The sequence below is a fragment of the Amycolatopsis regifaucium genome (assembly GCF_001613935.1).
GTDB classification, from domain to species: domain Bacteria; phylum Actinomycetota; class Actinomycetes; order Mycobacteriales; family Pseudonocardiaceae; genus Amycolatopsis; species Amycolatopsis regifaucium.
Genome location: NZ_LQCI01000011.1, coordinates 12004 through 38848, shown reverse-complemented (window position 1 = coordinate 38848; position 26845 = coordinate 12004). Strand labels below are relative to the sequence as shown.

General features: G+C 68.2%; 22 protein-coding genes, 1 tRNA gene and 1 pseudogene. 14 read left to right on the top strand and 10 right to left on the bottom strand.

The window, feature by feature from the left end; translation table 11 throughout:
• Positions 1–180 precede the first annotated feature (180 nt).
• On the top strand, positions 181–2286 hold the full coding sequence (locus AVL48_RS13770; protein WP_061982797.1) for a tetratricopeptide repeat protein: 2106 nt from the start codon (positions 181–183) through the stop codon (positions 2284–2286).
• 314 nt (positions 2287–2600) lie between these two features.
• Here the strand turns inward: AVL48_RS13770 and AVL48_RS13765 are convergent, their stop codons facing one another.
• The gene (locus tag AVL48_RS13765) at positions 2601–3812 is read right to left on the bottom strand and encodes a hypothetical protein (protein WP_061982798.1); all 1212 of its coding nucleotides are present in this window, start codon (positions 3810–3812) and stop codon (positions 2601–2603) included.
• Positions 3813–4034: 222 nt separating this feature from the next.
• Between AVL48_RS13765 and AVL48_RS13760 the strand changes: the two genes are divergently transcribed.
• Positions 4035–7052, top strand: coding sequence for an AfsR/SARP family transcriptional regulator (locus AVL48_RS13760; RefSeq protein ID WP_063816536.1), 3018 nt, complete (start codon positions 4035–4037; stop codon positions 7050–7052).
• Between the two features lie 609 nt (positions 7053–7661).
• Here the strand turns inward: AVL48_RS13760 and AVL48_RS13755 are convergent.
• Positions 7662–8021, bottom strand: coding sequence for a helix-turn-helix domain-containing protein (locus tag AVL48_RS13755; RefSeq protein WP_063816537.1), 360 nt, complete (start codon positions 8019–8021; stop codon positions 7662–7664).
• Between the two features lie 303 nt (positions 8022–8324).
• Here AVL48_RS13755 and AVL48_RS13750 point away from each other — a divergent pair, with 303 nt between their 5' ends.
• Positions 8325–9509 (top strand): PQQ-dependent sugar dehydrogenase, encoded by a 1185-nt coding sequence (locus AVL48_RS13750; RefSeq protein WP_061982801.1) that lies wholly within the window; start codon positions 8325–8327, stop codon positions 9507–9509.
• A 117-nt stretch (positions 9510–9626) separates the two neighbouring features.
• The gene (locus tag AVL48_RS13745) at positions 9627–10916 is read left to right on the top strand and encodes an SON protein (RefSeq protein WP_244162380.1); all 1290 of its coding nucleotides are present in this window, start codon (positions 9627–9629) and stop codon (positions 10914–10916) included.
• 93 nt (positions 10917–11009) lie between these two features.
• Here AVL48_RS13745 and argG read toward each other — a convergent pair whose 3' ends face one another.
• Positions 11010–12458, bottom strand: coding sequence for an argininosuccinate synthase (gene argG / locus AVL48_RS13740; protein ID WP_061982803.1), 1449 nt, complete (start codon positions 12456–12458; stop codon positions 11010–11012).
• A 314-nt stretch (positions 12459–12772) separates the two neighbouring features.
• Between argG and AVL48_RS13735 the strand changes: the two genes are divergently transcribed.
• On the top strand, positions 12773–14338 hold the full coding sequence (locus AVL48_RS13735; RefSeq protein WP_061982804.1) for a molybdopterin-dependent oxidoreductase: 1566 nt from the start codon (positions 12773–12775) through the stop codon (positions 14336–14338).
• A 90-nt stretch (positions 14339–14428) separates the two neighbouring features.
• On the top strand, positions 14429–15106 hold the full coding sequence (locus AVL48_RS13730) for a fasciclin domain-containing protein (protein WP_061982805.1): 678 nt from the start codon (positions 14429–14431) through the stop codon (positions 15104–15106).
• 56 nt (positions 15107–15162) lie between these two features.
• Here the strand turns inward: AVL48_RS13730 and AVL48_RS13725 are convergent, their stop codons facing one another.
• The 6 genes from AVL48_RS13725 to AVL48_RS13700 form a co-directional block, all read right to left on the bottom strand.
• Positions 15163–15468 (bottom strand): hypothetical protein, encoded by a 306-nt coding sequence (locus AVL48_RS13725; protein ID WP_061982806.1) that lies wholly within the window; start codon positions 15466–15468, stop codon positions 15163–15165.
• A complete protein-coding gene (locus tag AVL48_RS13720; protein WP_061982807.1) occupies positions 15465–15872 on the bottom strand; it encodes an Asp23/Gls24 family envelope stress response protein in 408 nt (135 codons plus the stop codon). Before AVL48_RS13720 ends, AVL48_RS13725 begins: the two co-directional genes overlap by 4 nt.
• Positions 15862–16431, bottom strand: a complete 570-nt coding sequence (locus AVL48_RS13715) for a hypothetical protein (RefSeq protein WP_061982808.1) — start codon at positions 16429–16431, stop codon at positions 15862–15864. The genes AVL48_RS13720 and AVL48_RS13715 overlap by 11 nt, the downstream gene beginning before the upstream one ends.
• Complete coding sequence (locus tag AVL48_RS13710; protein ID WP_061982898.1) at positions 16422–17009, bottom strand: RNA polymerase sigma factor; 588 nt, start codon at positions 17007–17009, stop codon at positions 16422–16424. The genes AVL48_RS13715 and AVL48_RS13710 overlap by 10 nt, the downstream gene beginning before the upstream one ends.
• 197 nt (positions 17010–17206) lie before the next feature.
• The gene (locus AVL48_RS13705) at positions 17207–18385 is read right to left on the bottom strand and encodes an FAD-dependent monooxygenase (RefSeq protein ID WP_061982809.1); all 1179 of its coding nucleotides are present in this window, start codon (positions 18383–18385) and stop codon (positions 17207–17209) included.
• Between the two features lie 59 nt (positions 18386–18444).
• A complete protein-coding gene (locus AVL48_RS13700) occupies positions 18445–19590 on the bottom strand; it encodes a CaiB/BaiF CoA transferase family protein (protein ID WP_061982810.1) in 1146 nt (381 codons plus the stop codon).
• A 148-nt stretch (positions 19591–19738) separates the two neighbouring features.
• Here AVL48_RS13700 and AVL48_RS13695 point away from each other — a divergent pair, with 148 nt between their 5' ends.
• The 8 genes and pseudogenes from AVL48_RS13695 to AVL48_RS39030 all read left to right on the top strand — a co-directional run bounded on the left by AVL48_RS13695 (position 19739) and on the right by AVL48_RS39030 (position 25882).
• Positions 19739–20566, top strand: coding sequence for an NAD(P)H-binding protein (locus tag AVL48_RS13695; RefSeq protein ID WP_061982811.1), 828 nt, complete (start codon positions 19739–19741; stop codon positions 20564–20566).
• Positions 20567–20649: 83 nt separating this feature from the next.
• On the top strand, positions 20650–21798 hold the full coding sequence (locus AVL48_RS13690) for a N(5)-(carboxyethyl)ornithine synthase (RefSeq protein WP_061982812.1): 1149 nt from the start codon (positions 20650–20652) through the stop codon (positions 21796–21798).
• Between the two features lie 206 nt (positions 21799–22004).
• Positions 22005–22388, top strand: a pseudogene (locus AVL48_RS13685) (winged helix-turn-helix domain-containing protein); the annotation flags it as partial.
• A gap of 57 nt (positions 22389–22445) precedes the next feature.
• Complete coding sequence (locus AVL48_RS13680; RefSeq protein WP_061982813.1) at positions 22446–23030, top strand: DUF4956 domain-containing protein; 585 nt, start codon at positions 22446–22448, stop codon at positions 23028–23030.
• The gene (locus AVL48_RS13675; protein ID WP_061982814.1) at positions 23027–23803 is read left to right on the top strand and encodes a polyphosphate polymerase domain-containing protein; all 777 of its coding nucleotides are present in this window, start codon (positions 23027–23029) and stop codon (positions 23801–23803) included. The genes AVL48_RS13680 and AVL48_RS13675 overlap by 4 nt, the downstream gene beginning before the upstream one ends.
• 278 nt (positions 23804–24081) lie before the next feature.
• A tRNA-Ile gene (locus AVL48_RS13670) sits at positions 24082–24158 on the top strand.
• A 560-nt stretch (positions 24159–24718) separates the two neighbouring features.
• Positions 24719–25003 (top strand): hypothetical protein, encoded by a 285-nt coding sequence (locus tag AVL48_RS39035; protein WP_061982815.1) that lies wholly within the window; start codon positions 24719–24721, stop codon positions 25001–25003.
• A 657-nt stretch (positions 25004–25660) separates the two neighbouring features.
• The gene (locus AVL48_RS39030; RefSeq protein WP_143105019.1) at positions 25661–25882 is read left to right on the top strand and encodes a hypothetical protein; all 222 of its coding nucleotides are present in this window, start codon (positions 25661–25663) and stop codon (positions 25880–25882) included.
• A 434-nt stretch (positions 25883–26316) separates the two neighbouring features.
• On the opposite strand, the gene AVL48_RS13665 is transcribed toward AVL48_RS39030, so the two are convergent.
• Positions 26317–26820: a response regulator transcription factor gene (locus tag AVL48_RS13665; protein WP_158070213.1), complete on the bottom strand. Its 504-nt coding sequence runs from the start codon at positions 26818–26820 to the stop codon at positions 26317–26319.
• Positions 26821–26845 lie beyond the last annotated feature (25 nt).

The following is a 26845-nucleotide window of genomic DNA, read 5'->3' as shown; positions in this document are numbered from 1 at the left end:
TGTCCGGATGTTGTGCGGACAAAAGAATACGGCCGTGTAGGGGGATCACGAGCATGCGTTCTTCAGTGCGGGCGCCATCCGGGGGAACGCTGTTCCGGCCATCACTGAACGCGGTATTAATCCGAAAGGAATGGCGGCCGCGCAAATCGGTTTCGGCAGGCGACCGTTCGGGGTGCGGCCATGCGGGATGACATCGGCACGGTTTCACCGCAAATCGCCCTGCGCTCGTCTTCGCGGCCTCCCGTTCCCCGGCAGTTGCCTCCGGTGCCCGCGCATTTCACCAGCCGGATCGCCGAACTCGAGGCGCTCGACTCCGCCGCCGCCCGCCAGGAGGGTGACCCGGTCGACCGGTCACCCGCGGTGACCGTCGTGGTCGGCCCCGGCGGAGTCGGCAAGACCGCGCTCGCCGTCACCTGGGCGGTCCGGAACGCCGAACGTTTCCCGGCGGGCCAGTTGTACGCGGATTTGCGGGGGTTCTCGCCGGAGACGGCGGTCCCGCCGCAGGACGCCCTTGGCGCGTTCCTGCGCGCGCTCGGTGTCCCACCGGAAGGGGTACCGGTCGATCTGGCCGAGCAGGCCGCGCTGTTCCGGACCATCACGGCGGGCCTGCGGCTGCTGCTGGTAGTGGACAACGCGATCTCCACCGCCCAGGTGCGGCCGCTGATCCCGGCCTCGTCGGGTTGTGTCGTGGTGGTCACCAGCAGGTTGAGACTGGACGGCCTGCATGCGGAGGGCGCGCGGTTCGTCGACATGGCGCCCCTGCCGCAGGAGCACGCCGTCGAGCTACTGGAGCGCTCGGTGGGGAAGTCGAGGGTGGCCGCCGAACTGGCCGATGTGACGGCGCTGGCGATCCTGTGCGGCCGGCTGCCGATCGCCCTCCGGGTCGCGGGCGCGAGATTGGCGTCGCGGCCGAAGTGGCCGGTGGCCCGGATGGTGGCGGAGCTTCGCGACGAACGAGTGCGGTTGACGAAGCTCTCGCCAGTGGGCGAGGCGTCGTTGACGGCGACCTTCGACTCGTCATACGCCGCCCTGCCGCCGCACGCGGCCCGGATCTATCGCCTGATCAGCGAACATCCGGGCCAGGCCGTCGAAGTGGGGGTCGCGGCCGCGGCGGTCCGGGTCCCCGAAGACGAGGCCGCGGACGGGCTGCAGACGCTGGCGGACGCGAGCCTTCTCGAAGAGGTCGGCGAGGACAGTTACCGCTTCCACGATCTGGTGCGGTTGCACGCCAAGTCGATACCCGACGACGAACGCTTCGACGTCGTCCCCCGGATCGCGGACTGGTATCTGCACCGGATGACCCGGGCGAACCTGGTGGTGATCCCGATGAGATGGCGGGTCAGCCCTGTGCGGGCCCGGTACGAGGGTGGGCCGCCACTGTTCGATACGGGCGCCGAAGCCCTGCGCTGGCTGGACGAACGGCTGCCGGACATCATCGAGGTGCTCGAAGAGACGTTCGCGCTCGGGAACGACGAACTCACCTGGCAACTGTGTGAAGCGCTCTGGGAACTCTTCATGTACCGCAAGCACTATCAGAGGTGGATCCGGACGCACGAGATCGGCATCGCCGCGGCACAGCGGTGCTCTCACGCGGTGGCCGAAGCGCGGCTGCGCTGCCAGCTGGCCCGCGCCTATCTGGATCTGGGACGGTTCGAAGCCGCCGAACACGAATGCTCGAAAGCGGCGGAACTGGCACGAGGAGCGGGAAGCCGGCACAACGAGTCCGTGGCACTGGACCAGCTGGGCATGGCGGCCCAAGGGCGCGGCGACTTTGAGCGGGCGGTCGAGTTCTTCAGCGAAAGCCTGGTGATCGAAGGGGAACTCGGCATCGACCGTGGCGTGGCACTGCGACATCGCCGGATCGGTGAGGCCTTGCTCCAAGCGGGCCGGACCGCTGACGCCGTACGGCATTTGCGCCTCGCGCAAGAGATGTTCATCGAGATGGGTGAGGTGCAGGCCGAGGCCCGCGTCTGCGTGACACTGGCGCTGATCGGGGCGCGCGCCGGCGAGATCACCGCGGCGAAGCGCGAGCTGGAGCGCGCCGCCGCGGTGTTCGCCGAGTCAGGTTCACCCGTGTATCAGGCCGAGGTGCAGGTCGCCTTCGCCGAGGTCGCCGAGTTCGAAGGTGATTTCGACGCCGTCCGCGTCCGGCTGACCCAAGCGCTCGAGCTGTGCCGTCCGATCGGCGGGCCGCTGGTGGAAAGGGTCCGGGCTCGGCTGGAGGCCTTGCCCGCCCGACCTGATCGACCTCAGCCGCCGGAGACGGCGCCGGCCCAGCAACCATAGGTACGCGCCCGCGCCCGCCAGTGCGGCGGACTCGCAAGGGATGATGGCCAGGTCCCCCGTGCGGTCGCCTAGAAGGCAGTGCCCGGGTGGACACGGGACGGCGACGATCGTGAGACCGGGCAGCCGGTCGAACGCGCTCGCGATCACGGCGCGGGCGTCCGCGGCACGCCGCGGCCGGGAGTGGACCAGTACGTCGGCGAGAGAAGCGGGGATGCCGTCACCGACCGTGGAGAGGAGGAACGAGCTTCCTCCGGCGTCGATGTGGTGGATCCCGGGGTGCGGCGAGGAAGTGACGCGCAGTCGCGCCGCCGGGATCAACACGGCAGCACCTCCGCCATCGGCACCGGCGACACCGGGATCTTCCTGACGGGTTCGGTCAAGCCGAGGAGCCGGTACATCTCGGTGCGCAGGATCGCGGCGGCGCCGCCCGGACGCGAGGACAGGAGAGCCCGGACCCGCGTGGCGACGTCCGCCGCGTCCGTGTCGAACAGTTGGGGGACAAGAGGTCTGCTCGGATCCCAGCGCGGCGCGTGGTCGGCGATGACCGCGCTGGGCGTACCGGGCAACAGCGGCTGCGTGCCGTCCACGGCCAGGAGTACCGGTTTGCCGATGCCGGACGCGTAGCCGGTCACGGAGCCGTAGTCGCCGATGACGTGGTCGGCGGCGATCAAGGCAGCCCGCCAGCTTCCTTCTGGGCGAAGTAGGGTGAGCCCGGCCCGCAGGCTGTCGGCCAGCCACGAGCGAATCTGCCAACGGCTGTGGTGTGACCAGATCTGCGGGTGAAGGACACCGATGACCTGAAACCGGTCGGACGGGAGTTCGCCGAGAACTCGCTCGAACAGATCGGGGTGACGACCGTAGGCCGAGCGATCGGACCAGGTCGAGGTCACCATCACCAGGCGCCGGTCGCCGGGAACACCCAGTCCTCGCCGGTAGTGATCACGAAAGGGGAGGCTGACGGCGAGGCGATCCAGGGCGATGTCACCCGCGATGACCGCGGCGGGGACCGCCTGAGGGCAGGCCTCGGCGAGGACGTCCATCTCGCGGTCGTGAACGAGCACGATCGAGTCGGCGCGCACTCGGCCTTCCCGCATCAGCTGCCCGGCGCCGAGCCCGACCTGGGGACTCCAACCGTGGCCGGTGTCCGGCGGCCGCCACGGCCGGTACTGCGCGAAACCCCCGCCGTGCGGGATCAACAGCACCGGCCCGGTGACCTCGTCGATGCCACGCTGGCTGGCGGCCAGGACGAGGTCGTACTCGCCGCGCCGGGCCTGGGCCCATGGCAGGACGACGCCGCCTTGGGCGGCCACGAAATCGTCCGTCGCGCGCCAGGATTCCCATGGCTCCGGGATCGTGAAGATCACCTGGAGACGGTGGTCCGCCTCCAGGAGCGGGAGCAGATCGAGGAGCCGGTTTCCGGCGACGATGTACGGGATCATCACCAGTACGGATTTGACGCCCTTGCGGGTCGCCCAGTGCTGATCGCGGCTTCCCGCCGGACTACGGACCCAAGATAACTCGGTCATGACATTTCCCCTCGCCGGAACTTCGGTATCCGTAGCCAGCATGGGAGTGCACGTGAAGAAAACGACTTCGGCCGGTTGTCAGCTGATTGACAATTGATCAACGGTGATCGCCGATGTTTGACAATTACGTCGATGACCTGGCCATATGTGCCGCTGAGTGGAAAAATGATCCATCGGGACAGGGGTGGCGAACCCGGTTCGCCATGGGGAAGGGGAGTACTCGTGGAAATCGCCTTCGGAATTCTCGGGCAAACGGCCATGCTTATGCACGGGAATGTGGACGTGAACTGGGCGGGTCCCCGGCCGAGGCAGGTGCTGACCGCGCTTCTGACCGCGCCGAACCGGCGGATGCCGCTGGACGTCGTCGTGGACTGGGTGTGGGAGGAGCACGAAAACCCGCCGCGGAACGCGCACTCCACGTTGCACCAGTGCGCGACCAAGCTCCGCCAGGCGTTCCACGAAAGATCCGTACCCGCCAAGGTGAGTGTGGGAAAAGGGGGCTGTCTGCTGGAGACCGACCCGGAGCTGATCGACCACTTCGGATTCCTGGCTACCATGGACAAGGCGCGCCGGTTCCGCGAACTCGGACAGCACGAACGCGCGTTGATCGAAGCGTTGTCGGCCGTCCGGTTGTGGCGTGACGACGCTTTGGCCGATCTGCGGACCGAGCGTGCCGACGGGTGGCGCATCCGATGGATCCGCAACGAGTGGATTCCGGCCAACGCGTTCGTCGTCGGGGAACAAATCGAGACCGGGCAAGCCGACGCCGCGGTGCGGAAACTGGCGGAACTGGAACAGGCGCATCCGGGGGAGCTGAGATTCGCGAAATTGAAGATTCGTGCGCTGGCCGAAGCCGATCAGCCCGCCGAAGCCGCCGACTTCTTCCGTGCGACGTATGCTCGATACCGGGAAGCGGGGGAGACGAGAGCGGCGGAACAACTGCGGGCCGTCAATGAGGAAGTGCTCATCCGGCCGGACCGGATGATTCCGCGACGAAAGCCTGCCGCACCTGATTCCGACGAGCACGTGATCCGGCATCTGCCGCCCGATATTGACGACGTCGCGGGAAGGGCCGAGCTGCTCGCCCTGCTCGACGCCTGCACGACCGATACGGCGGGGGCGCCGCGGCGTGCCGTCGTGGTGGTGAACGGAGGGCCCGGAGTCGGGAAGACGACGCTGGCCGCGAAGTGGGCCCATCGCGCCGAACGACGCTATCGGCACGGCGCGGTCATGCTGGATCTTCGGGGGGACAGCCAGGCCGCGCGCGCCGACGCGGGCGAAATAGTCGACACCCTCTTGTCCTTGTTCGACTTCCCGGTGGACCAAGTGGTCAACCCGATCGCGCGCGCGGCGAAATTGAGCGCGTTGCTCGCCCGGCGCTCGATGCTCGTCATCCTCGACAATGTGCGCAGCACCGACCAGGTCGCGCCGCTGCTGGGGGTCCTGTCCTCGTGCACCGTGCTGATCGTTTCCCGATGGCGGTTGAAGTCCTTGTCGGCGAAGCTGACCCCGCCGGTGATCGAGGTCGGCCCTCTCGAAGACCGCTACTCCTCCTCGCTGCTGACCCAGCGGATCGGCCCCCGCGCGCGCGACGACGCGGAGGGCGTCGAAGAACTGGTGCGGCTGTGCCGGGGCAACCCGTTGGCACTGACCCTGGTGGCCGAACGCGCCAGCTCGCGAGCGGGCACCCGGATCGGGACCTTGGCGGGTCAGTTGCGCGCGGCCGACATGCTGCTGGACCTCGGTGACGAGGGAGACTGGCCGGGTACGAGCCTGCGCTCCGCCTTCACCCTCTCCTATCAGGCGTTGCGGCCGGCCGAGCGGCGGGTGTTCGCCCTGCTCGGTCTGCATCCGGGCACCGAGATGACCGGCGACGCGATCGCCGCGGCCGACGGGCGCCCGGTGGGGGAGGTTCGACGGTCGCTCGACATCCTGGTCGCCGCACATCTCGTCGAGCATCCCGCGGATCTCGATCGTTATCGCATACACGATCTCTTGCATTTGTACGCCACGTCCCTGGCCAGGCAACTGTCCGATGTGGACACCGCTCGGCGGCGGATGTTCGAGTTCTACCTGCGCATGGTCATCGACGCGTATCGACTGCAGTATCCGCACAAAGGACTGCTGGAGTTGCCTCCGATGTTGCCGACAGCGTGGACGCCCGGGTTGCGTACCGTCGCCGAAGCGCGGCAATGGGTGTTGAGGGAAAGAAATACCCTCATGTCGATCATCGCCGCCTCGGAAGGCATTTTGAACCCCATCGCGTGCGCCATTCCCGCGATGACCGCGGAATTCTTCCTGCTGCAGGGCCGGTTCCCTGACGCGGTCGAGGGATTGACCATCGCCGTCCGCGCGGCGACGGCGCAAGGCGACGTGGGTTCACTGGCTTCCTGCCTCAACGATCTGGCCGTCGTGCACATGCTCATCGGCGCTGACGACGCGGCCGAGCGGTGCCTGCTGCGAGCACTCGAACTGGTCGACGCCCACGGGATCGCGATCGGTGGTGTCACCGTCAGGCTGAATCTGGCCCGCGTGCATCTCCATGCCGGTCGCGCCGCCGAAGCGGCCGCGATGTACCGGAAGACCTTGCCGTCCGTCCGTGAACTGGGCATGCCGATGGTGTGCGCCAGCGCGGAACACCGGTTGGCCGACGCGCTGGTCGAGATGGGCGGCCACGACGAGGAGGCGCTCGGTCTGTATCGGCAGGCCTTGCGGCGCCGGCGCGCGGTCGGCGACGCCACCGAGCTGCTGTGGACCCACATCGCACTCGGGGAGCTCTTGGTCCGGCTCGGCCGACTAGCCGAAGCCTCGGCGGAATGTGATGCCGGATCGGCGCTGGTCGAGGCCAGTCAAGATCTTCCGACGGTCATGAAGCTCAACACGGTGCTCGCGCAGCTGCGGCATGCCGAGGGTGATGACCGGGCGGCGCTGCGGCATGCCAACCGGGCGGTCGAGCTGGCGAATCGGTCCCAGCACGCGACCGGCCAGGCGCGGGCACTTTCGGTCCTGGCGGTGATCGTCTGCGATCACGGCAATCCCGATGCCGCGCGGGAGCTGTGGCGGGACGCCGCGGAGCTTTTCCGCGGTCGGGCGCGGACGGCCAAGGCCGACGCGATCGAGGCGCTGTTGGCCGAACTCGACGCACGCGGGCCCCTTGTCCCAGCGGCCCGTGAAGGTGACGGGGACACCATGGCGATGCCCTCGCCGCATCTGCGGATCCTCCGTGGTCACCGCGCCTGAGGCTCTGCGTCCCCAGGAAAGGTGCCGGTGGATCGTCACCGAAGCGTGAGTTAAACCTGGTCAATTGCTACTCTGAGCAGTTTTACGGGCCACCGTTAACTCGTTAGTGTTGAATATTTTTCGTAAAGTAGGCCTACTTGGCAGTAGTTTAGCGGCGCCTGCGCCCGGGGTCGCGACGACCGGTCAGTCGTGGCTCAGACCGACTGCGCCCGGAAACCGTGAAGTCTTGCGCGACCGCAGAGGGAAACCGCAGTTCAGGCCTTCGTGTGGCGTGTCGCTACAGCGATTGTGCGGAAGGGTGACGCCCCCATTTCAGGGCAACTCGAGCAATGTGTACTCTTCCCTCACCCACCCGGCTGGGTATCTCGGTCAAAATTCGCTCGGACTGTGAATCAGTGCTTCGCGAACTCGGAGATTCGACCGTATCCGACCCGGCCCGGAGTGGTGGCCAGGCGGTATTCAAGAGGAAAGGAGCGCTCGTCCGTGCACGACATTTGGATCATTTTCGCGGCGTGATGACGAAGTCATGTGCTGCGCGGGGGAAGTCTTGGGTTCTCTGGGCGGGTGCGGCCGCGCCCGCCCCGAGAAACCGGCGTCAGGGAAGCGGGGTTATTGCCCACCTCGGGGGCGAAGTACGACACCTTCCGCCAGCAGAATCCGGCGGGTTTGGTTATAGCTCATGCCGTGGATGTCCGCAAGTTGACGAATGCTCCGGCCGGACAGGTAGGCGTTCACGAGTCCTGGAGGCGTGGGCGGTAGCTGGATCTTCGCCGGCCGCAAGGTCACCCCGGCGGCCAGTAGAGTGGTCCGCACCTTGCGATAGCTCAGCGCGTACCGCTCAGCCAAGCTCTCGATCGTCGCGCCGTTGTTGTAAAGGCGGACGAGTTCGGCAGGCTCGCCCGTACCCTCGTCGCCTTCGGTCACCGGATCATCGCCGCCCCGCACAGCTGATCGATCGTTGCCCGACATGAGGAACCCGGCCGCCCAGGCTCCATCCCGATCCTCCAGACAAGGGCACGAACGGCCAGTCTCACACCGCCGAGCGGGTAGTTCACCCGAATGTGGTGGCGCTCACCGGCGGGTCGCCTGCCGGGCACTCCGGGCCGAACACGGCTCATGGTGTCCATTCCGCGTTTGTCTCGCCGCATCACAAGGGCCCGAGATGTCCTTTCGGAGGAAACAAACTGACCGGATGTTCGCGGATGGGGGTACCACCACTGCTCCAGCCGCTGTTGAATTGGACCAGACCATTCAACGGTGATTGGAGTCCACATGACGCGACGGCACCTTCGCCGGGGGTTGTCCCTGGTGGCCGGGCTCGCCTTGGCCGGAGCACTCCTCCCGACCGCGAGCAGCGCGGAACCCCAGGCTGCGCGGGGTGTTCCGCTCACCGAGCTGACCGCCACGGCGACCCAGGTCGCGTCCGGGCTGGTGAATCCGACCGCGATCACGGCGCTCAACGACGGGAGCGGCCGGATCCTCGTGGTGGAGAAGAGAGGCGTAGTCCGGGCCTACCATCCCAGGACCGGGCTCGCCGCCAAACCGGTCCTGGACATCAGCGACAAGGTGAACGGCGCGGACGTCGAACGCGGGTTGCTCGGGCTGGCCGTCGCCAAGGACAAGCGGGTCTACGTCGCCTACACCCGCAAATCCGACAGCGCGGTGACGCTGGGGCGCGTCCGGCTGGACACCGGCGAACTCACCGAGCTGCTGACCCAGCCGCATTCGGAATTCCCCAACCACAACGGCGGTCAGCTGGCGTTCGGCCCGGACGGGTACCTGTACTGGGGGATCGGCGACGGCGGCGGCGCGGCGGATCCGCTGGCCAGCGGGCAGCGGCTGGACACGCTGCTCGGCAAGATCCTGCGCATCGACGTCAACCGCGCGTGCCGTCCGCTGCGGTACTGCGTCCCGGCAAGCAACCCGTTCGTCGGCGTGGTCGGCGCGCGGCCGGAGATCTGGTCATACGGGCTGCGTAATCCGTGGCGGTTCTCCTTCGACCCGGCAGACGGCTCGCTGTGGATCGGTGACGTCGGCCAGGGCAGGTTCGAAGAGGTCGACCATCTCGCCGCGGGCAAGGGCGGTGCGAACTTCGGCTGGTCCTGCAAGGAAGGCCCGGTCGTGTTCGACCAGACGCGGTGCAAGGACGGCGTGGCCTACACCGATCCGGTCTTCCACTACATCTCCGGCGCCGAAGGCTGCGCGGTGATCGGCGGGTACGTCTATCGCGGCAGGAAATACGCCTCGCTGGCAGGCGGGACCTACCTCGCCACCGACTTCTGCCAGGGCACGGCCTGGGCGGTGCGCAAGAAGGCCGACGGGAGCTACGAAAGCGCCCGGATCGGCGAGTTCCCGCTCGACGCCACCACGTTCGGCACCGACCAGAACGGCGAGCTGTACCTGGCCGACGAGACGCCCGGCGGACTGCACCGGATCTCGTTCGCCCGCAAGGGGTGAGCCCGGTCCTCGGCCGCGTCCGCCCGGCGCGGCCGAGGATCCGGCCGGCGTTTCATCAAGTTTTCATCATCCCTCCATAGCGTGATGCCGTCTGGTGAATTCAGCGATGGAGGCGACGTGGAGCACACATTCCCACCCGAAGGCGCGCAGTGGCCGCCGCAGGGCTGGGTCCCCCGACCGGCCCCGGCGCCGCCCGCCCGGAAACCCCGGCGGTGGCTCCTGTTCGGTGGCATCGCCGGAGTCGTGGTCGTGCTCGTCGCCGGGCTGGTGACCTGGCTGTTGTGGCCTTCGAAGGCGGGCCGTGAGCCCTTCGAGCAGGCGCTCGCGGGACTCGCTTCGGCGCCCGCGGTCCGCAACAGCACCTCCGCGGTCGGCGGGATGATCAAGACCGACGTCAAGACGACGGCGTTCGGCGAGACGTCCGGCACGATCTCCTTTCAGGGCCGGAACATCGAGATCCTCGTCGTCGGCGGCAAGGTCTACTTCAAGGCACCCGACGGCATGCTGCCCGGCTCGCAAGCCGACCCCTCGGCGACCGAAGACCTCAAGGACCGCTGGATCACCGGCGAAGAAGCACTGTTCGGCCCGGTGCTGCAGCAGTTCGAAGCGCCGGAGAAACTCGCCGCCCGGTTGCGCGAGGCATTCGAGCGGGCCGGGGAGATCGACGGCGACCAGAACGAGACGGTCCGCGACGTCCCGGCGATCAAGGCGAGCACGCCCGCCGGCGACCTCTACGTCTCGAAGGAGGCACCACATCGTTTGCTCCGGTACTCGGTGAAGGTGCCCGGCGGCATGCCCTCCCTTCCTAAGCTGCCGACGATGCCCGGCCCTGAATCGCGGCCTCAGCTCCCCTCCGGCACGGGCATGGGCGAGTCCGATGTGGACGCTCTTTCGCCGCAGGAGACCGACGCCGTCTACGAGGATCTGTTGTCGAACACCAAGAAGCTCTCCGGTGCGGTCGACACCGGCGTGCGGTTCGACATGGACGGCGCGGCCACGGTCGCCTGCGGCACCTCGGGATGCACGGTGACCGCCAACGTGTCGAACTCCGCGTCGGCGAACAGCGGCGGGAAGGTCACCGGCCAGGTCAACGCCACCATGACCGCGAACGTGACCATCGAGGGCCGCGGTGCGGGGAGCTGCCGGAACACGGCGACCCTGCCGCTGAACGGATCCGGTTCGATCAGTTGTGTCAACGGCGGCGCCGGCGGTGTCTTCGCCTCTGTCGAAGCGGAGAAGAAGGCGGACGCCGAGGCGCGGTCACGGGCCTCCGGCGGCGTGCCGGTCCAGTATCAGATCCAGAGCATCGCGGCGGTCTCCGTGCTGGCCGAAGCGATCGGCGAGGTCGAGATCACCCGGCTCGTCGACGAGTTGGGGCGGAGGCGGGCCGAGATCGGCGGCCGGTGATCCCGGCCCGGTCCTCGACCGGATGACAGAACAGCGCCGGGCGAACGGCTTCGATGCCGCGCGCCCGGCGCTTTCGCGTCCCGTTGGTCCGGGTCAGTCCGTGCCGAATTCGATGGCCGCGTGGTCGAGCAGCTCGTCGTCGCCCGAAGCCTTGCCGCGTGAGGCGATCGCCTCGGCGCCGCCCGCGTCCATCGCCCCGATCAGCCCGGTCGACGCCGCCTGCGCGGCGCCGATCAGCGTCGGGTGCGTGCCCCCGACCATGCCGAGCTCGGCGTACTGCTCGAGCTTGGCGCGTGAGTCGGCGATGTCGAGATTGCGCATGGTGAGCTGGCCGATCCGGTCGACCGGGCCGAACGCCGAGTCCTCGGTGCGCTCCATCGACAGCTTGTCCGGGTGGTAGCTGAAGAAGGGGCCGGCGGTGTCGAGGATGGAGTAGTCCTCGCCGCGCCGCAGCCGCAGGGTGACCTCGCCGGTGACGGCCGCGCCGACCCAGCGCTGCAGCGACTCGCGCAGCATCATCGCCTGCGGGTCCAGCCAGCGGCCCTCGTACATGAGCCTGCCGAGCCGCCGTCCCTCGTTGTGGTAGCTGGCTAGGGTGTCCTCGTTGTGGATCGCGTTGACGAGCCGCTCGTACGCGGCGTGCAGCAGCGCCATCCCCGGCGCCTCGTAGATGCCGCGGCTCTTGGCCTCGATGATCCGGTTCTCGATCTGGTCGGACATGCCGAGTCCGTGCCGCCCGCCGATGGCGTTGGCCTCCAGGACCAGGTCGACCGCGGTGGCGAACTCCTTGCCGTTGATCGCCACCGGGCGGCCCTGCTCAAAGCCGATCGTGACGTCCTCCGGCGCGATCTCGACCTCGGGGTCCCAGAACCGGACGCCCATGATCGGGTTCACGATCTCGATGCCGGTGTCGAGGTGCTCCAGCGACTTGGCCTCGTGCGTCGCGCCCCAGATGTTCGCGTCGGTGGAGTAGGCCTTCTCGGTGCTGTCCCGGTACGGCAGCCCGTGGGCCTGCAGCCACTCGGACATCTCCTTGCGGCCGCCGAGCTCGCTGACGAACGCGGCGTCCAGCCACGGCTTGTAGATCCGCAGGGACGGGTTCGCGAGCAGGCCGTAGCGGTAGAACCGCTCGATGTCGTTGCCCTTGAAGGTGGACCCGTCACCCCAGATCTGGACGTCGTCCTCGAGCATCGCGCGGACCAGCAGGGTGCCGGTGACCGCGCGGCCGAGCGGGGTGGTGTTGAAGTAGGTGCGACCGCCGTTGCGGATGTGGAACGCGCCGCAGGACAGCGCCGCGAGCCCTTCCTCGACCAGTGCGGCCTTGCAGTCGACGGCACGCGCGATTTCGGCGCCGTAGGCCTTCGCCCGGCCGGGGACCGAGGCGATGTCGGGCTCGTCGTACTGGCCGATGTCAGCGGTGTAGGTGCACGGCACTGCACCCTTCTCGCGCATCCACGCGACCGCTACCGAGGTGTCGAGGCCGCCGGAGAAGGCGATCCCGACGCGTTCGCCGACAGGCAGAGAGGTGAGTACCTTGGACATGATGGAAGTATATGCATAGGCGTGTATGACCATGCAAGCCGGGGTGAGCAGGGCAACTCGGGTGGCTGGTCGGCGTTAGGACATCCCCGTCGCCCCCGGCTGGGCCGTGAAGGCCTTCGTGGGGGAATCAGAGTCCCTCAAGGAGGACTTCACGGACGTTGACGCTTGGGTGTCACTGTGAGCCGTGTCCGTTTCGTGACCTATCCGAGTCCGTGCCCGCTCCGAATACTCCACGAGACGTTCTGCGGAATCGCGTTTTCCCTTGTATTCCAATAAAAACCAATCCGTAACCAGCTGGGCCGCGAATACCTGACATGAAGACTTCGCGAGCGAGCCAGGACCGACGCCTCCCGCTGTTCGGGGCGGCGTCGCTCGGCGTCGTGGCTCTCGCCGCGGCACTGGCGGCCGGGCATCTGGTCGCCGGCTTTATCAGCGCCAACGCCTCGCCGTACCTGGCGGTCGGCAACGGGGCGATCGACCTGACGCCGGTGGAGCTGAAGGATTTCGCGGTCCGCACCTTCGGCGTCTACGACAAGCTCGTCCTGCTCGGCGGCATGGCCGTGGTGATGGTGCTCGCCGCCGCGGCGGCGGGGGCCGCCTCACGCCGGACACCCGTTCCGGGGCTGGTACTGATCGCCGCGTTCGGTCTCCTGGGCGGATTCGCCGTCTCTCAGCGGCCTGACCTCGCCATGGTCGCGCTGCTGGCGCCGCTGGCCAGTCTGGTCGCCGGGGTGGGCGTGTTCTTGTGGCTGCACCGCCTGGCCATGGCGAGGGTGCTCGCGGTGGAAGAGGCGCCGGACGGCGAGGCCTCCCCGTCGCGCCGGTCGGTGCTGCTGGCCGGGGCGGGCGCGGTGGTCGCGGCGGGTGCGGCAGGGGCGGGAGGGCAACTCCTCGCCGGAAACCGCGACGCCGAGTCTTCGCGGGCGGCCGTCGGGCGGCTCGTGCCGGTCCGCGCGGCGCCGCCGATCCCGGCCGACGCGGATTTCGCCAAACTGGGCACGCCGGCGTTCCTCACCCCGAACCGCGACTTCTACCGCGTGGACACGGCCCTGTCCGTGCCGCAGGTCCGGACCGAGGACTGGAGTCTCCGCCTGCACGGCATGGTGGCCGACGAAAAGCGGTACAGCTATTCCGACATCCGGGACCGGCCGCTGATCGAACGCACGATCACCATGACGTGCGTGTCCAACGAAGTCGGCGGGTCCTATGTGTCCACGGCGAACTTCATCGGCGTCGATCTCGGGGAGCTGTTGCGCGAGGCCGGGATCCTTCCCGGTGCCGAGCAGGTCTTCTCCACCAGTGTCGACGGCTGGACCTCCGGCAGTCCGGTCGCCGCCGCGCTCGATCCGGAGCGGGGCGCGATGCTGGCGATCGGGATGAACGGGGAACCGCTGCCGGTCGAGCACGGTTTCCCCGCCCGCCTGGTCATCCCGGGACTCTACGGCTACGTATCGGCGACGAAATGGGTCAAAGACCTCGAGATCACGACCTGGAAAGCGCGCCGGGCCTACTGGCTCGACCGCGGCTGGGGCGAACAGGCCCCGATCAAAACGCAGTCCAGGATCGACAGTCCGAAAGGATTCGAAACGGTATCCGCCGGCAAGGTCCGTATTTCGGGTGTCGCGTGGGCACAGCCCACCGGTATCGACCGCGTCGAAGTCCGCGTCGGCTCCGGAACCTGGCAGCCCGCAACGCTTTCCCGTGAGGTGGGCCGCAACACCTGGCGCATGTGGTGGACCGAATTCGACCTCCCCGCGGGCAGTCATCAGGCCGTCGTCCGCGCGAGGGACAAATCCGGCTACACGCAGACCGACGCCCGTGCCGGAACGGTCCCTGACGGGGCGACGGGCTGGCACACCATCAGTTTCACCGCCCGGTGATCGGCGTCACTCGAAAGAGGGGCAATCCGATCCAGGGACAGATCCGAATACCAAGTAAGAGCCCGAAAAAAACAAATGGAGTGATTTTCCGTGAGCAAGCTTCGCGTCGCAGGAATCGGTTTCACCGCGGTCACCGCGCTGGCCCTGGCCGCCTGCAGCAGCAACGACAGCGCTTCGTCCGGCAGCTCCAGCAGTGCCCCCGCGCCCGCCCCGTCCTCGTCGATGTCGGCCCCGATGTCGAGCGCCGCTTCCGGTGACGGGGTCACCACCAACGCCGACGTGTTCGGCCCGGCGTGTTCGAAGCTGCCGCAGGGCAGCGAGCCCGGTTCGCTGGACTCGATGGGCCCGCAGCCGGTCGCCAGCGCCGCCTCGACCAACCCGCTGCTGACCAAGCTGGTCGCCGCGGTCAAGGCCACCAACCTGGTCGACACCCTCAACAGCCAGCAGGCCATCACCGTGTTCGCGCCCGCCGACCCGGCCTTCCAGGCCCTCGGTGACGCGAAGTTCGCCGAGCTGGCGGGCAAGCCGGACCAGCTGGCCCCGATCCTGCAGTACCACGTCGTCGGCAAGCGTTACGACGCCAAGGGCCTGGAGTCCGCCAAATCGGTGGAGAGCCTGAACACCGCGGGTGGGCCGGTCAAGATCGAAGGTTCCGGCGAGAACATGACCGTCAACGGCGCCAAGGTGCTGTGTGGCAACATCCCCACCAAGAACGCCACCGTCTTCGTCATCGACAAGGTGCTCACCCCCGGTACCAACAAGAACTGACCCCCACCGATCGCGGTGGCCACGCCCTCGGGCGCGGCCACCGCGATCGTCATGTGTCAGTGGGTCAGCGCGGCGGCGTCCACATCGGTCACCACGAGCCGCAGACTCGCGTTCTCCCAAGCGGTTCCGGCCATGACGGCGCGCAGGACGGCGCCGGCGGTCTCGGTCAGCGGCGGGATCGGCACGCTCAGCGCGACGACGCGGATCTCGACGACGTTCTCGGAGATGTCGACGGCCATCACGTCGATGTCCCACGGCAGATTCGCCGCGACGGCCGTGGTGGACGGCGTCGCCGCGCGCAGTCCCGGTATGTCGCGGAGCGCGCTGAGCAGCGACGCGGTCAGTTCGGCACGGGCGGTCACAAGAGTCCTCCACGGATTTCGATGTCCAGAACGGTCACCGAGACGGCGGAGGGGGTGAGCCCCGTCGCCTCGGTGACGGCGCGGCTGACCGCGCGCTGTACCGCCTGCGCGGTCGCGGCGGTTTGGTCCAGCCCGGTGACCGAGAGGTCGATCTCCACCCGCACGTCCGGCGGATCGTGGTCGACGAACGCGCGGACCCCTTCGGTCGGCGCCGGGTCCAGCCCCTTGATCCGCTGCCTGGCGATCCGGGTCAGCGAACCGGCGAGCCCGCGCAGGCCGGGTTCCAGGCGGGCCACCCCGGGGACCTTCGCCGCGGCGTGCGCGGCGACCGCCGCGATCACCGGCGGGGTGATCACCGTTTCGACCAGCTGCCCGGCCGGGGCCGTCGGCTGCTCACGCGTCATAGATGTCCTCCACCACCAGATCCAGCCGGGCGAGCCGGATACCGACGCGGGCGCCGGCGGCCGCGGTGACCCGTTCCCGGACGAGGTCCAAGGCGGCACCGTCGAAATCGTGCGCGATCGCGAGGCTCAGTTCCACGTCCACGCCCGGCGCGTCCGAGGGGTCTTCCGCCGATCGCCGGACCCGGCAGCGCCGGGCGCGGACGCCGTCGACGGTGTCGGCGGCGAACCGCAGCACCGCGGCGACGGCCTGGTCGCTCACCTGGACCTCACCCGGTTCGGGGCTGGTCAGCGGGACCAGTTCCCGGCGCCGTACCTCGGCGCGGACCGCGGACATGATCCGGCCGACGAGATCGGGCGACGGCTCGGTGTCGTCCTCGGCGAGCTCGTGGGTCAGCCCGCGCAGTACCCGGAGGCTTTCGCGGGTCGCCCGGCAATGCGGGCAGTCGAGTTCGTGGGCGTCCGCCCGGCCGGCGTCGACCTCGTCGAGCCGTTCCCAGACCTGTTCCACATCGCGCCCGCACGGCAGAAGGTAGTCCTGAGTCGCGTGGTTCATCGCCATGGCGCCATCACCTCCGCCAACTGTGCTCGTGCTCGTGCGATGCGTCCGCGCACCGCCGTGGTGGTCGCCCCGATCGCTTTCGCGATCTCGTCGTAGGACCGGCCGTGGACCTCCCGCAACAGCCAACAGGCCCGTTGCTCGGCGGTCAGCTGGTCCAGCGCCCCGGTCAAGGCCGCCAGTTGCGCGCTCGTCTCCGCGGCGCGGTCCGGCCGCCCGGCGGAACCGGCGGACTCCTGCTGGTCCAGTTCGACGTCGGCCACCGGTTTCCTGGCGCGGATGACGTTCAGGCACCGGTTGGTCGTCATCCGGTAGAGCCAGCCGACGAACGCCGCGTTCTCCTGGAGCTGGTCGAGCCGTTTCCAAGCGACGAGGAACACCTCCTGGACGACGTCTTCGGCGTCGCCCTTGTTCCCCAGCATCCGCAGCGCCAGCCGGTACATGGACCCCTGGAACCGCAGGACCAGCTGCTCGTACGCGCGGATCTCGCCGTCGCGGGCCCGCGCGACCAGTGTCGCGTCGTCCAGCCCCGTCTCGCCGGCGGCGGGCGCGGTCGCGTTCTCTCTCGCCGACGTCGTCATCCAGCGCACCTGTGCAGTGCCGCCATGCCGAAGCTCCCTTCACGCCACCCACGTCCGGTGACATCCGTTGGACACGGCTTCCCCGGAAACGTCACGCGGGAAACCCGATGTCCCGGTGACCAGCCGAACACGGCGGACCGGATCGCGCACCCGGACGTCGGGTGAAGGGAGCCCCTCCGTCAGGTCGCCGCGGTGAGTCAGCCCAGCCCGACGAGCGCGGGATAGTCGTCGAGGACGATGTCGGTGGCGAACTTGCCGGTCACCCACAGCATCCCCCGCAGGAGGGACCGGCGGCGGAAGATCTGGTTGCGCAGGCTGATCCGCAGTTTCGTCGACGGCGCGAGGAACGGTCCGGCGTTGGCGCCGCGGGCGACCTTCGCGTAGCCGTGGAGTTTCTCGTCGTACCGGCGGAAGGCGACCTCGTGGTTCCCGTTCGCCGCGGCGAGTTCACCCGCGAGGACGTACGCGCCCACGACGGCGAGGCCGCTGCCGAAACCGGCCAAAGTGTTGCCGTAGGCCGAATCGCCGACGAGCGCGACCCGGCCGCGGGTGTAGTGCTCCATCGTGACCCGGCTGATCGAGTCCAGGTAGACCTCGTCCGACCGCTTCACCGCCGCCATCAGTTCGGGCAGCCGCCAGCCCCCGCCGTCGAACCTGGTGACGAGGATCTCCTTCTGCTGAGCCATGTCGTAACGGTCGTAGGTGAGTTCGGGGGAGGCGAACACGAAGAACGCGGAAGCCTTGGGCCCGCCGGTGGCGGCCATGCGGCCGGGTTCGTTGTACATGAGGGAAACGCCGCCCGCGCCGCGGAAGTCGTCCTGCTCGCCGGTTTCGACCAAGGCGTAGTAGTGCCCGAGATGCCGCACATAATCGGCTTCGGGGCCGAACGACAGACGGCGCACGGCCGAGTGGATGCCGTCCGCGCCGAAAACGAGATCGAACCGCCTCGGGGCGCCCCGCCGGAAGGTGACGTCGACCCCGTCGGAGGTCTCGGTGAGCGAAGTGACGGAGTCGCCGAAGACGTACTCGCAGTCCTGAGCGGTCCGTTCGTGAAGGATCTCGGCCAGATCGCCGCGCCGGATCTCGACGTCGCCGCCGGTGAACTCGCCGGGAATGACGGCGAGCGGTCGTTCCTCGGCGTCGATGATGGTCTGGTCGTGGCCGCCGGTCTGGCGACGGTGGACCTCGTCGAGGATCCCCATCCGGCCCAGCACGGCCCGGTGCGTGGCGCCCTTGAAATCGACCGCTTGGCCGCCGGTGCGCGGCGCCGCCGACCGTTCGACGACGGTGACCGCGTAGCCCTGACGGGAAAGCCAGAAGGCGAGCGACGGCCCGGCGATGCTAGCACCGGAAATGAGGACTGTCTTGTTCGTCATGACCGGGAGCTTCGCGGCCGTCGTTGACGAAGCGCTGACGATCCGCTGACCGTCGCGCGTCAGTCCCAGCCGGGCAAGGGGAGGGTGAGCTGTCCGGGGTCCTCCGGCGGTGCCGTCTCGTACCGGGGCGGCGTCGCCGACAGCCCGATCGGATTACGGGTCAGCCGCACCGACGTGCCGTCGGGCCGGGGGAGATCGACCGTCGGGTTCAGGCCTAGCCGCTCCGCGAGGGCGAACGCGCCCGCGACGTCGTTGACTTCTCCGGCGGGTACCCCGGCCGCGCTCAGCTCCGCGGCCCACTCGGCGGCCGTGCGGCGGCTCAGGTGCTCTACGAGCAGCGTGCGGAGTTCGGCGCGGTGCTCGACGCGGGCCGGATTGGTCGCGAACCTGACCTGTCCCGCCAGCTCCGGCAGGCCGATGACCTCGCACAACGTGGCGAACTGGCGGTCGTTGCCGACGGCGAGGGCGATCTCGTGATCGGCGCAGGGGAGGAGCTCGTACGGCGCGATGCTCGGATGCCGGTTGCCCATCCGAGCCGGGACCGTGCCACCCGAGGTGTACGCGCTGCCCTGGTTGACCAGCGCGGCGAGCAGGCTGGACAGCAGGTCGATCTCGACGCGCTGCCCCTCGCCAGTCCGGTCGCGGTGGCGGAGGGCGGCGAGGATCCCGACACTCGCGAACAGTCCGGCCAGCACGTCGACCAGCGCGACCCCGGCCTTCTGCGGTTCGCCGTCCGGGTCACCGGTGATGCTCATCAGCCCGCCGACGGCCTGGATCAGCAGGTCGTACCCCGGCAGCGCGGCACCGCCGCCGGAACCGAACCCGGTGATCGAGCAATAGACCAGCCGGGGGTTGGCGGCGCGGAGCGCGTCCGGGCCGAGACCGAGCCGGTCCATCACGCCGGGCCGGAAGTTCTCGACCACGACGTCGGCCGCCAGCGCCAGCGCCCGGGCCTTCGCGAGGTCAGCCGGATCGCCGAGGTCCAGCGCCGCACTCGTCTTGTTGCGGTTCACCGACTGGAAGTAGGTCGCCTGGCCGGCCGCGTCGTAGGGCGGCCCCCAGCTGCGGGTGTCGTCGCCGGTACCCGGCCGCTCGACCTTGACCACCTTCGCGCCGAAATCGGCGAGGAGCATGGTGGCGAACGGGCCGGCCAGCACCCGGGAGAAATCGAGGACGCGCAGCGGGCCTAGTGCGGTGTCGGGCATGGGCCCGACCCTAAGCGGCCGTGAAGGCCCGAGAAGCTGTGATCACGGTCACGAAAGGCCGGATTTCCCATTACTTTCCTCTAGGTACCTACTATCCCCGCGAAGGTAGCTTCGGTCGCGTCAAGAGCACGCGGACCAAGGAGCGAACATGATCGTGGTGACCGGAGCGACCGGGAACGTGGGCCGACGGCTGGTGGAAACCCTTGCCGCGGCGGGAGAAGAAGTGACGGCGGTGGCCCGCCGGATCTCGGCGGCGGACGTCCCCGATGGCGTGCGGCCGGTGCGGGCCGACCTCACGGAACCTGCCGGGCTGGGGCCGGCGTTCGCCGGAGCGGACCACGTTTTCGTGCTGACGTCAGGGGATTTCATGGCCGCGGGTGGCGATGTCGCGGACATCGTCGCGGCGGCGCGTGAATCCGGTGTGCGGCGGATCGTGCTGCTGTCCTCCCAAGGCGTCGGCAGCGGGCGGCACGCGCCGTCGTTCGAAGAGGCGATCGAGAAGTCTGGTCTCGAGTGGACGGTGCTGCGGCCGGGTGGCTTCGCTTCCAACGCGTTCCAGTGGGCGCCGTCGATCCGGGCGGACCGCGTCGTCGCCGCGCCGTTCGGTGATGTCGCGTTGCCGGTGATCGACCCGTTCGACATCGCCGATGTCGCGGCCGCCGTCCTGCGGGAATCCGGGCACGAGGGAAAGACCTACGTGCTGACCGGTCCCGAGCCGGTGTCGCCGAGGCAGCAGACGGTGGCCCTCGGCGCGGCGCTGGGCGAGCCGGTGCGGTTCGTCGAGCTGACCGAAGACGAAGCGAGGACGGAGATGTCGCGGTTCATGCCGCCGGTGGTCGTGGACGCCACGCTCGCCATCCTCGGCGCGCCGACGGCGGACGAGCAGCGGGTCGACCCGGCCGTCGAGCGGGTGCTCGGACGGCGGGCGCGGACCTTCGGCGAGTGGGCGGCACGGAACGCGGTGGCGTTCGAATGAGCTGAGCGCGGGCGCGAACGGGCCGGACCTGAAGTCGCGACAAGCGCGTATGTCTAGAATGAGGTCTAGTTAAGGGGCCCCACGTGGACCAGCTCACTCTCGGCGTCATTTCCCGCTCGCGCAAAGAAAACGAGCGACGAATTCCCATCCATCCACGCCACCTCGAGCGGATCGACCCCGCGCTGCGGCGGAATATCCACCTCGAAAACGGGTATGGCGAACGATTCGGCATCTCCGACGAAGAGTTGAGGCCGCTCGTCGCCGGCCTGTGGTCCCGTGAACGGCTGATCGCCGAATGTGACGTCATCCTGCTGGCCAAACCGCTCGCGGAGGATCTGGCAGACCTGCGGAACGGTCAGATCCTGTGGGGCTGGCCGCATTGCGTCCAGGACGGAAAGCTCACTCAGCTGGCCATCGACAAGAAGCTTACGTTGATCGCCTTCGAAGCGATGAACCACTGGCGGAGTGACGGTTCTTTCGGGCTGCACGTATTCCACAAGAACAACGAGCTGGCCGGCTATTGCTCGGTGCTGCACGCGCTTCAGCTGATCGGCTCGACCGGTGACTACGGCCGCCGTCTGCGTGCCGTCGTGATCGGCTTCGGGGCGACAGCGCGGGGTTCGGTGACGGCACTGAACGCGCACGGAATCCACGACGTGCACGTGCTCACCCATCGCGGCGTCACGGCGGTCGGCTCACCGATCCATTCGGCGGACATCGTGCATCTCGACCACGATCTGAAGGGCCCGGCCGATCTTCGCCGCAGTCACGCGATCACCGAGGAGGGCCGGGTGCCGCTGGCGGACTTCCTCGCCGGACACGACATCGTCGTCAACTGTGTCCTGCAGGACCCGAAGGCGCCGTTGACGTTCCTCGACGAGGAGGACCTCGGGGCGTTCAAACCCGGCAGCCTCGTCGTCGACGTTTCCTGCGACGAGGGCATGGGGTTCAGCTGGGCGAAGCCGACGACGTTCCTGGAGCCGACCTTCGAGGTCGGCGGCCTCACCTACTACGCCGTCGACCACAGCCCGTCCTACCTCTGGGACTCGGCGACGTGGGAGATCAGCGGCGCCCTGCTGCCGCATCTGGAACAGCTGCTCGGCGGCCCGGCCGCCTGGGCAGGCGACCCGACGCTGGACCGGGCCGTCGAAATCAGCGAGGGCACGATCCGCAATCCCGACATCCTGGCCTTCCAGGACCGGGTGCCGGAGTATCCGCACGCCCGGCGGTGAGCCCGCCGGATGAGAAAGTTCTCATCCGGCCCTCATCGACGACTCACCCGCACCGGGCACGCTGAACCGCATGCGAGCCCGAATCCTCCTGCTGGTCGGCGCCGCCACCGTCGTGGTGGCGGCCGCCGGCACATTCGCCGTGGTCGCGGCCACCGCCGCCGCGCCACCCGACCTCGGACCGGCGGTCGTCGCCCCCGCGGGGCAGCGGTGCGGACGACTACCTGGCCAAACCGTTCGCCTTCGAGGAACTCCTGGCGAGGATCCGGTTGCGGCTGCGCGGGAACCCGGAGGCCGAAGCGGCGGTGCTGCGCGCCGGAGACCTCACTCTCGACCTCCGCACCCGGAAGGTTTCGGTGGCGGGAACGGAGAAGGACCTCACCGCGAGGGAATTCGCCCTGCTGGAGACGTTGCTGCGCCATCGCGGTCAGGTGCTGTCACGCGAGCAGTTGCTGGGCGGTGTCTGGGGCTTCGACTTCGATCCCGGCTCGAACGTCGTGGACGTCTACATCCGCTATCTGCGCGGAAAGATCGGTGCCGAGCGGATCGAAACCGTCCGGGGGATGGGATACCGGCTGGGCGAGTCCGGATGAGACTGTTCTCATCCGGCTCTCACGGTGCTCTCTTTTCCCGGCGGCACAGTGGTTTCCATGACCACGACACTGCTTCATCTCGCCGTCGACCTCGTCGTCGCCGTGATCCTCGCCTACGGCATCTACGCCCGTCGTCACCACCGCGGTGACCTCGCCTGCGCCTACCTCGCGCTGAACGTCGGCGTCTGTGTTTCGGTCGCCGTGCTCCTGTCCGTGTCGACCGCGAGCGCGCTCGGCCTCGGCCTGTTCGGCGTGCTGTCCATCATCCGGCTGCGGTCCGACTCGATCACCCAGCAGGAGGTCGCGTACTACTTCGTCGCGCTGGTGCTGGGTTTGGTGAACGGGCTGCCGTCCGCGGACTGGCGGATCGTCGCCGTCTTCAACGTCCTGTTGCTCGCCGTCATGTACGTCGCGGACCACCCGTCCCGTACCCGTGGCCCGCAACGGCGGACCGTCGTGCTCGACACCGTCCATCCCGACGAGCAGACCATGCTGATGGAACTGCGGGCACGACTGGGCGGGACCGTCGTGCGGCACACCGTGTCCGAAGTGGACTACGTCCGCGAGGTCACCGTCGTCGACGTCCGGTTCCGGCCGGACGCCGCGCCGGTCGTGCACGGCGACCCGGCGGGTACCCGATGAGCGCGCGGGGAACGGCCACCGTCGCCGCGGTGGCCAAAGGACTTCCGCCGCTGTCGCTCACCGAGGTCGTCGCCACGAGCGGGCTGATGCGCCGGACGGACCGCAAGTACGTGGTGCGGCTCGACGATTTCCTGGCCGTCGCCCAGGCCATCGGCCCATCGCTGTACTGCCTGGAGATCGACGGGCGACGGGTGTTCGGCTACTCGTCGACCTATTTCGACACCCCGGATCTGGCGATCTTCCGCGCGCACCGGCAGGACCGGCGGCGCCGGTTGAAGATCCGCACCCGCACCTACACCGACTCGGCCGACACCTACTGCGAGCTGAAGGTCAGCGGCCGCCGGGACGAGACGGTGAAAGTGCGCCGCCCGTATCCGGCGGAGTCGGCGCACGGCCTGACGGCGCCCGCGCTGAGGTTCCTCGACGACGCCCTCACCGCCGCCTACGGCCGCCCCGCGCCCCGGCCGCTGCACCCGGCGCTGATCACGGACTACCGGCGGAGCACCCTCGTCACCGCCGACCGCCGCACCCGGATCACCTGCGACACGTCGCTGGTCTGGCGCGCCGGGCCGCGGAGCCTCGCCGCCGGGAGCGACCTCGTCCTGCTGGAGGTGAAGTCGGCGACCGAGCGCAACAGCGTCACCGAGGCGCTCGCGAAACTGCGGATCCGGGAACAGCCGGTGAGCAAGTACTGCGCGGGCCTGGTGGCGCTGGGGCTGGCGACCGGCGGTAACCGGTGGCGTCCGGCGCTGCGGCGACTCGGGGTGGTTTGAGTGTCCCCGAGCGCGAGCCACCAGATCCGAAGCACTCGTGGTGCGGCTGGAGAGGCAGGCGTGGATATCACCGTCCCGCCGCACTCGGCGTTGGTCCTTGCGACCTGGACGAGTGAGCGTGCCCCCGCGGAAGAAACCAGCTGATCGGCCTAGGCCGCGGCCTGGACGATCGCGGCTGGTGAGCGCTGTGATAACTTGGAGCGAACTGGGACTTCTGTGCTTTAGCAAACCCGCTGGCGGGCCGGTGACGGTCCCGTGGAGGTCCTGGGACACCGTTGGGGCCGGTAGCTCAGTTGGTTAGAGCAGGGGACTCATAATCCCTTGGCCGTCGGTTCGAGCCCGACCCGGCCCACCACATCGACATCGCTGCCGACCTGCGGGAATGTAGGTCTTTCGGCGGCATTTTCGCCTCGGCGTTAAGCGCGACTGGGCTCCGTTATGTCTCCGTTTGCTCTGGTGTGCTGATAGGTGGAGGAGTGCTCTGCGGAGCCGGGTGGTGGTGTAGCAGTCTTTCTGCTTTCTCGTCACAACCGAACGACCCGGCGTCGGGTGGAGACCAGGTACCGACGGGGATCAGTCAACCGGAGGGTTCACGCTGCACGCGATCGCAATCGGATCCGCCGCAGCACTGGTCGTCGCTGTGCCGGCGACCGTGTCCGCCACGCCGAAGACCGGCCAGAGCGGCGTTCCGCTGCCGGTGTCGTGGACACCGCCGGCCCGGGTGAACCGCACGCTGCCGGGGTGGCGGCGGACCGCGTCCCAGTCAGACCGTTAGTCGCGGTGCCGAAGGCTCCCCGCCGGAGTCGTGTGCCACCTACGGGACCCGCCGAGGAACCCAGTCGTGGTTCCCGATGGACCGCTACGCGATCTCGGGTCGGACGGAGCTGCTGGTCAAACCGCTCGACCGGCAACGCGGTGATCACCGACCGCGCTTTGACGGTCAAGGGCGCCGGCCTGGACATGTCCTTCGACGCGGTATACAACGGCCGAGCCTTTGACCGAGGAGCACTCGGTGACTTCTGCACCACCTCCAGCGGCCCGGACATCAACCTGGAACTCTGGAGCAACGGCATCGTCTTCCAGGACGCCACCGGCTACTGCGCCTGGTACGCCGACAACGGCCCAGCCGGGGCCGTTCCGGAGGAGTGGCCAGGTCGACGACGTCCGCTGGATGCAGATCGACCAGCGGGGCGACAGTGAGACCGACGTGAACAAGCCTCCGCGCAGCGTCCGCGCGGAGGATTCGCCATGCCGCTCGTTCCTGTGACAGTTGTCGAGCGGCTCCGCGGCCAGAAAATCCACGGAGTAGTGGCCTGTCGATGTTTCTATCCTGATTTGATGAACCAATAAGACACAAAGACCGTCGAGAGTAAAGCTGCCACCACAAAGACGGGGACCGCGATTTTTGCAGAAATGATACCCGAAGCCAGGAGGAACGTTGCGATCGCTATCGCAGCGAGAGCGGCCCAGGATGTGATCCTCTCGACCTTCGAGTCGGATTTGCCCATTCGAAGGAAAAGTGAATGTTTGAATAACCTTCTACGTCTCGGCATGCGTGCACTCTCACACTTGTGTCGTCAGCAGGTCGCGGCGGCAGCGATGCCGGTACCGATGCCGAACCCTGCTCCGACGGGACCGCCGAGCAATGCGCCTCCTGCGGCGCCGGAAATCGTAGCAGCTGTACCGCACCAAAAAGAGCTCCAGTTGAAGCGGGCCCTGTCTCCTTCCTTGACGGTGAATCTGAACTTCTCGGGCCCCAGGACGGTGAATTCTCCAGTAACCGTCCCGCCGGACTTGACGGCTATCGCCGGTGGCACGTCTTCGATGACGGTGCCGGGCGCCGTCAAGGACCTGTAGGTGGCCACGGGAAGTGCCCAGCCGGTATGCCTTGTCGAAAGTGATGTGGAAGTGAGCGGTCGGGTCATTCGTCGCGACCAGCTGAAGCGTGTACTTATTTGCCTTCGCCTGGGCGACGCGCTCGTTCGGCGTTTTCGGCTCGGCCGACGCGGTTTCGACGGTCAGGCTTCCCAGCAAAGTAAGGATCGCAACGTCAGCGCTGCTGTCTTCATCATCTTTTGATGTTCACTTGACTCCTCGAGTATGTGCAGAACTAGCAGCGGGATAACGAAGATACAAGATGGTGTACTGAGAAGGGTAGTGGAAAAGTTCACGACCACGCGTGAAAAGTTCGACCAGCTGGGTCGACATCTGTCCGTCGCAGCTGCGAATCGGCTCGCCGCGACCGCCCTATCGGGGCGCCGGCCGCCGCCCGCGCAAAGGCAGCCTCGGCGTTCTGCACCGGCACCTCTCCGCGGAGGATCACGCTCGGCAGATCGAACCGGGGAGCGCTCGGAGGCCGGCTCGGTCCGACCCTGTCACTTGCTCGCCGAATGAGACGCTTGCCGACGTCGGCGCACGGTGCCGGCGGTTCCGCATCTCCGACGTGCCGGTGACGGATGCCACGGGTGTGCTCGTCAGCATCATCCTGAATCGAGACATGCCGTTGGGGAAGTCTAAATCCAGCCGTTTTCCTTGGCTATCCGGATGGCATCCACCTTGTTGCGTGCCCGCAGCTTTTGCAGTATTCGGGTCACTGTGTTGGACACCGTACCCACTGCGATGTGCAACTCGCGGCTCACCTCTTTGGCCGTCTCGCCGCCGGCCAAGAGCGTCAGTACCTCCCGCTCGCGACTGGTCAGTGGGTTCAGTTCGCCGGACAGGGCGGCCGAGATCAGCTCGGCACCAATAACGGTTTCGCCGTCATGCACCCGCCGAACCGTTTCGACGAGCTTGTCGATCGACACACCTTTCGGCAGAAACGCCTGCACGCTGTTGCTCAGCGCGGCTCGCACCACTGCGGGCTTGTCGAGGGCGCTGAGGACGACGACCTTGGTGCCGCACCCATGCCCACGCAGCTGGCCGGCGATGGCCAGCCCGTCCACCACCGGCAGTTCGACGACGAACCACAAGGCGGTTCTGCCTGGGCGACTCGCGCGCACCTCGCTGACATCCGTCACCCGCGCCCGCTCGAGATCAGGTGCG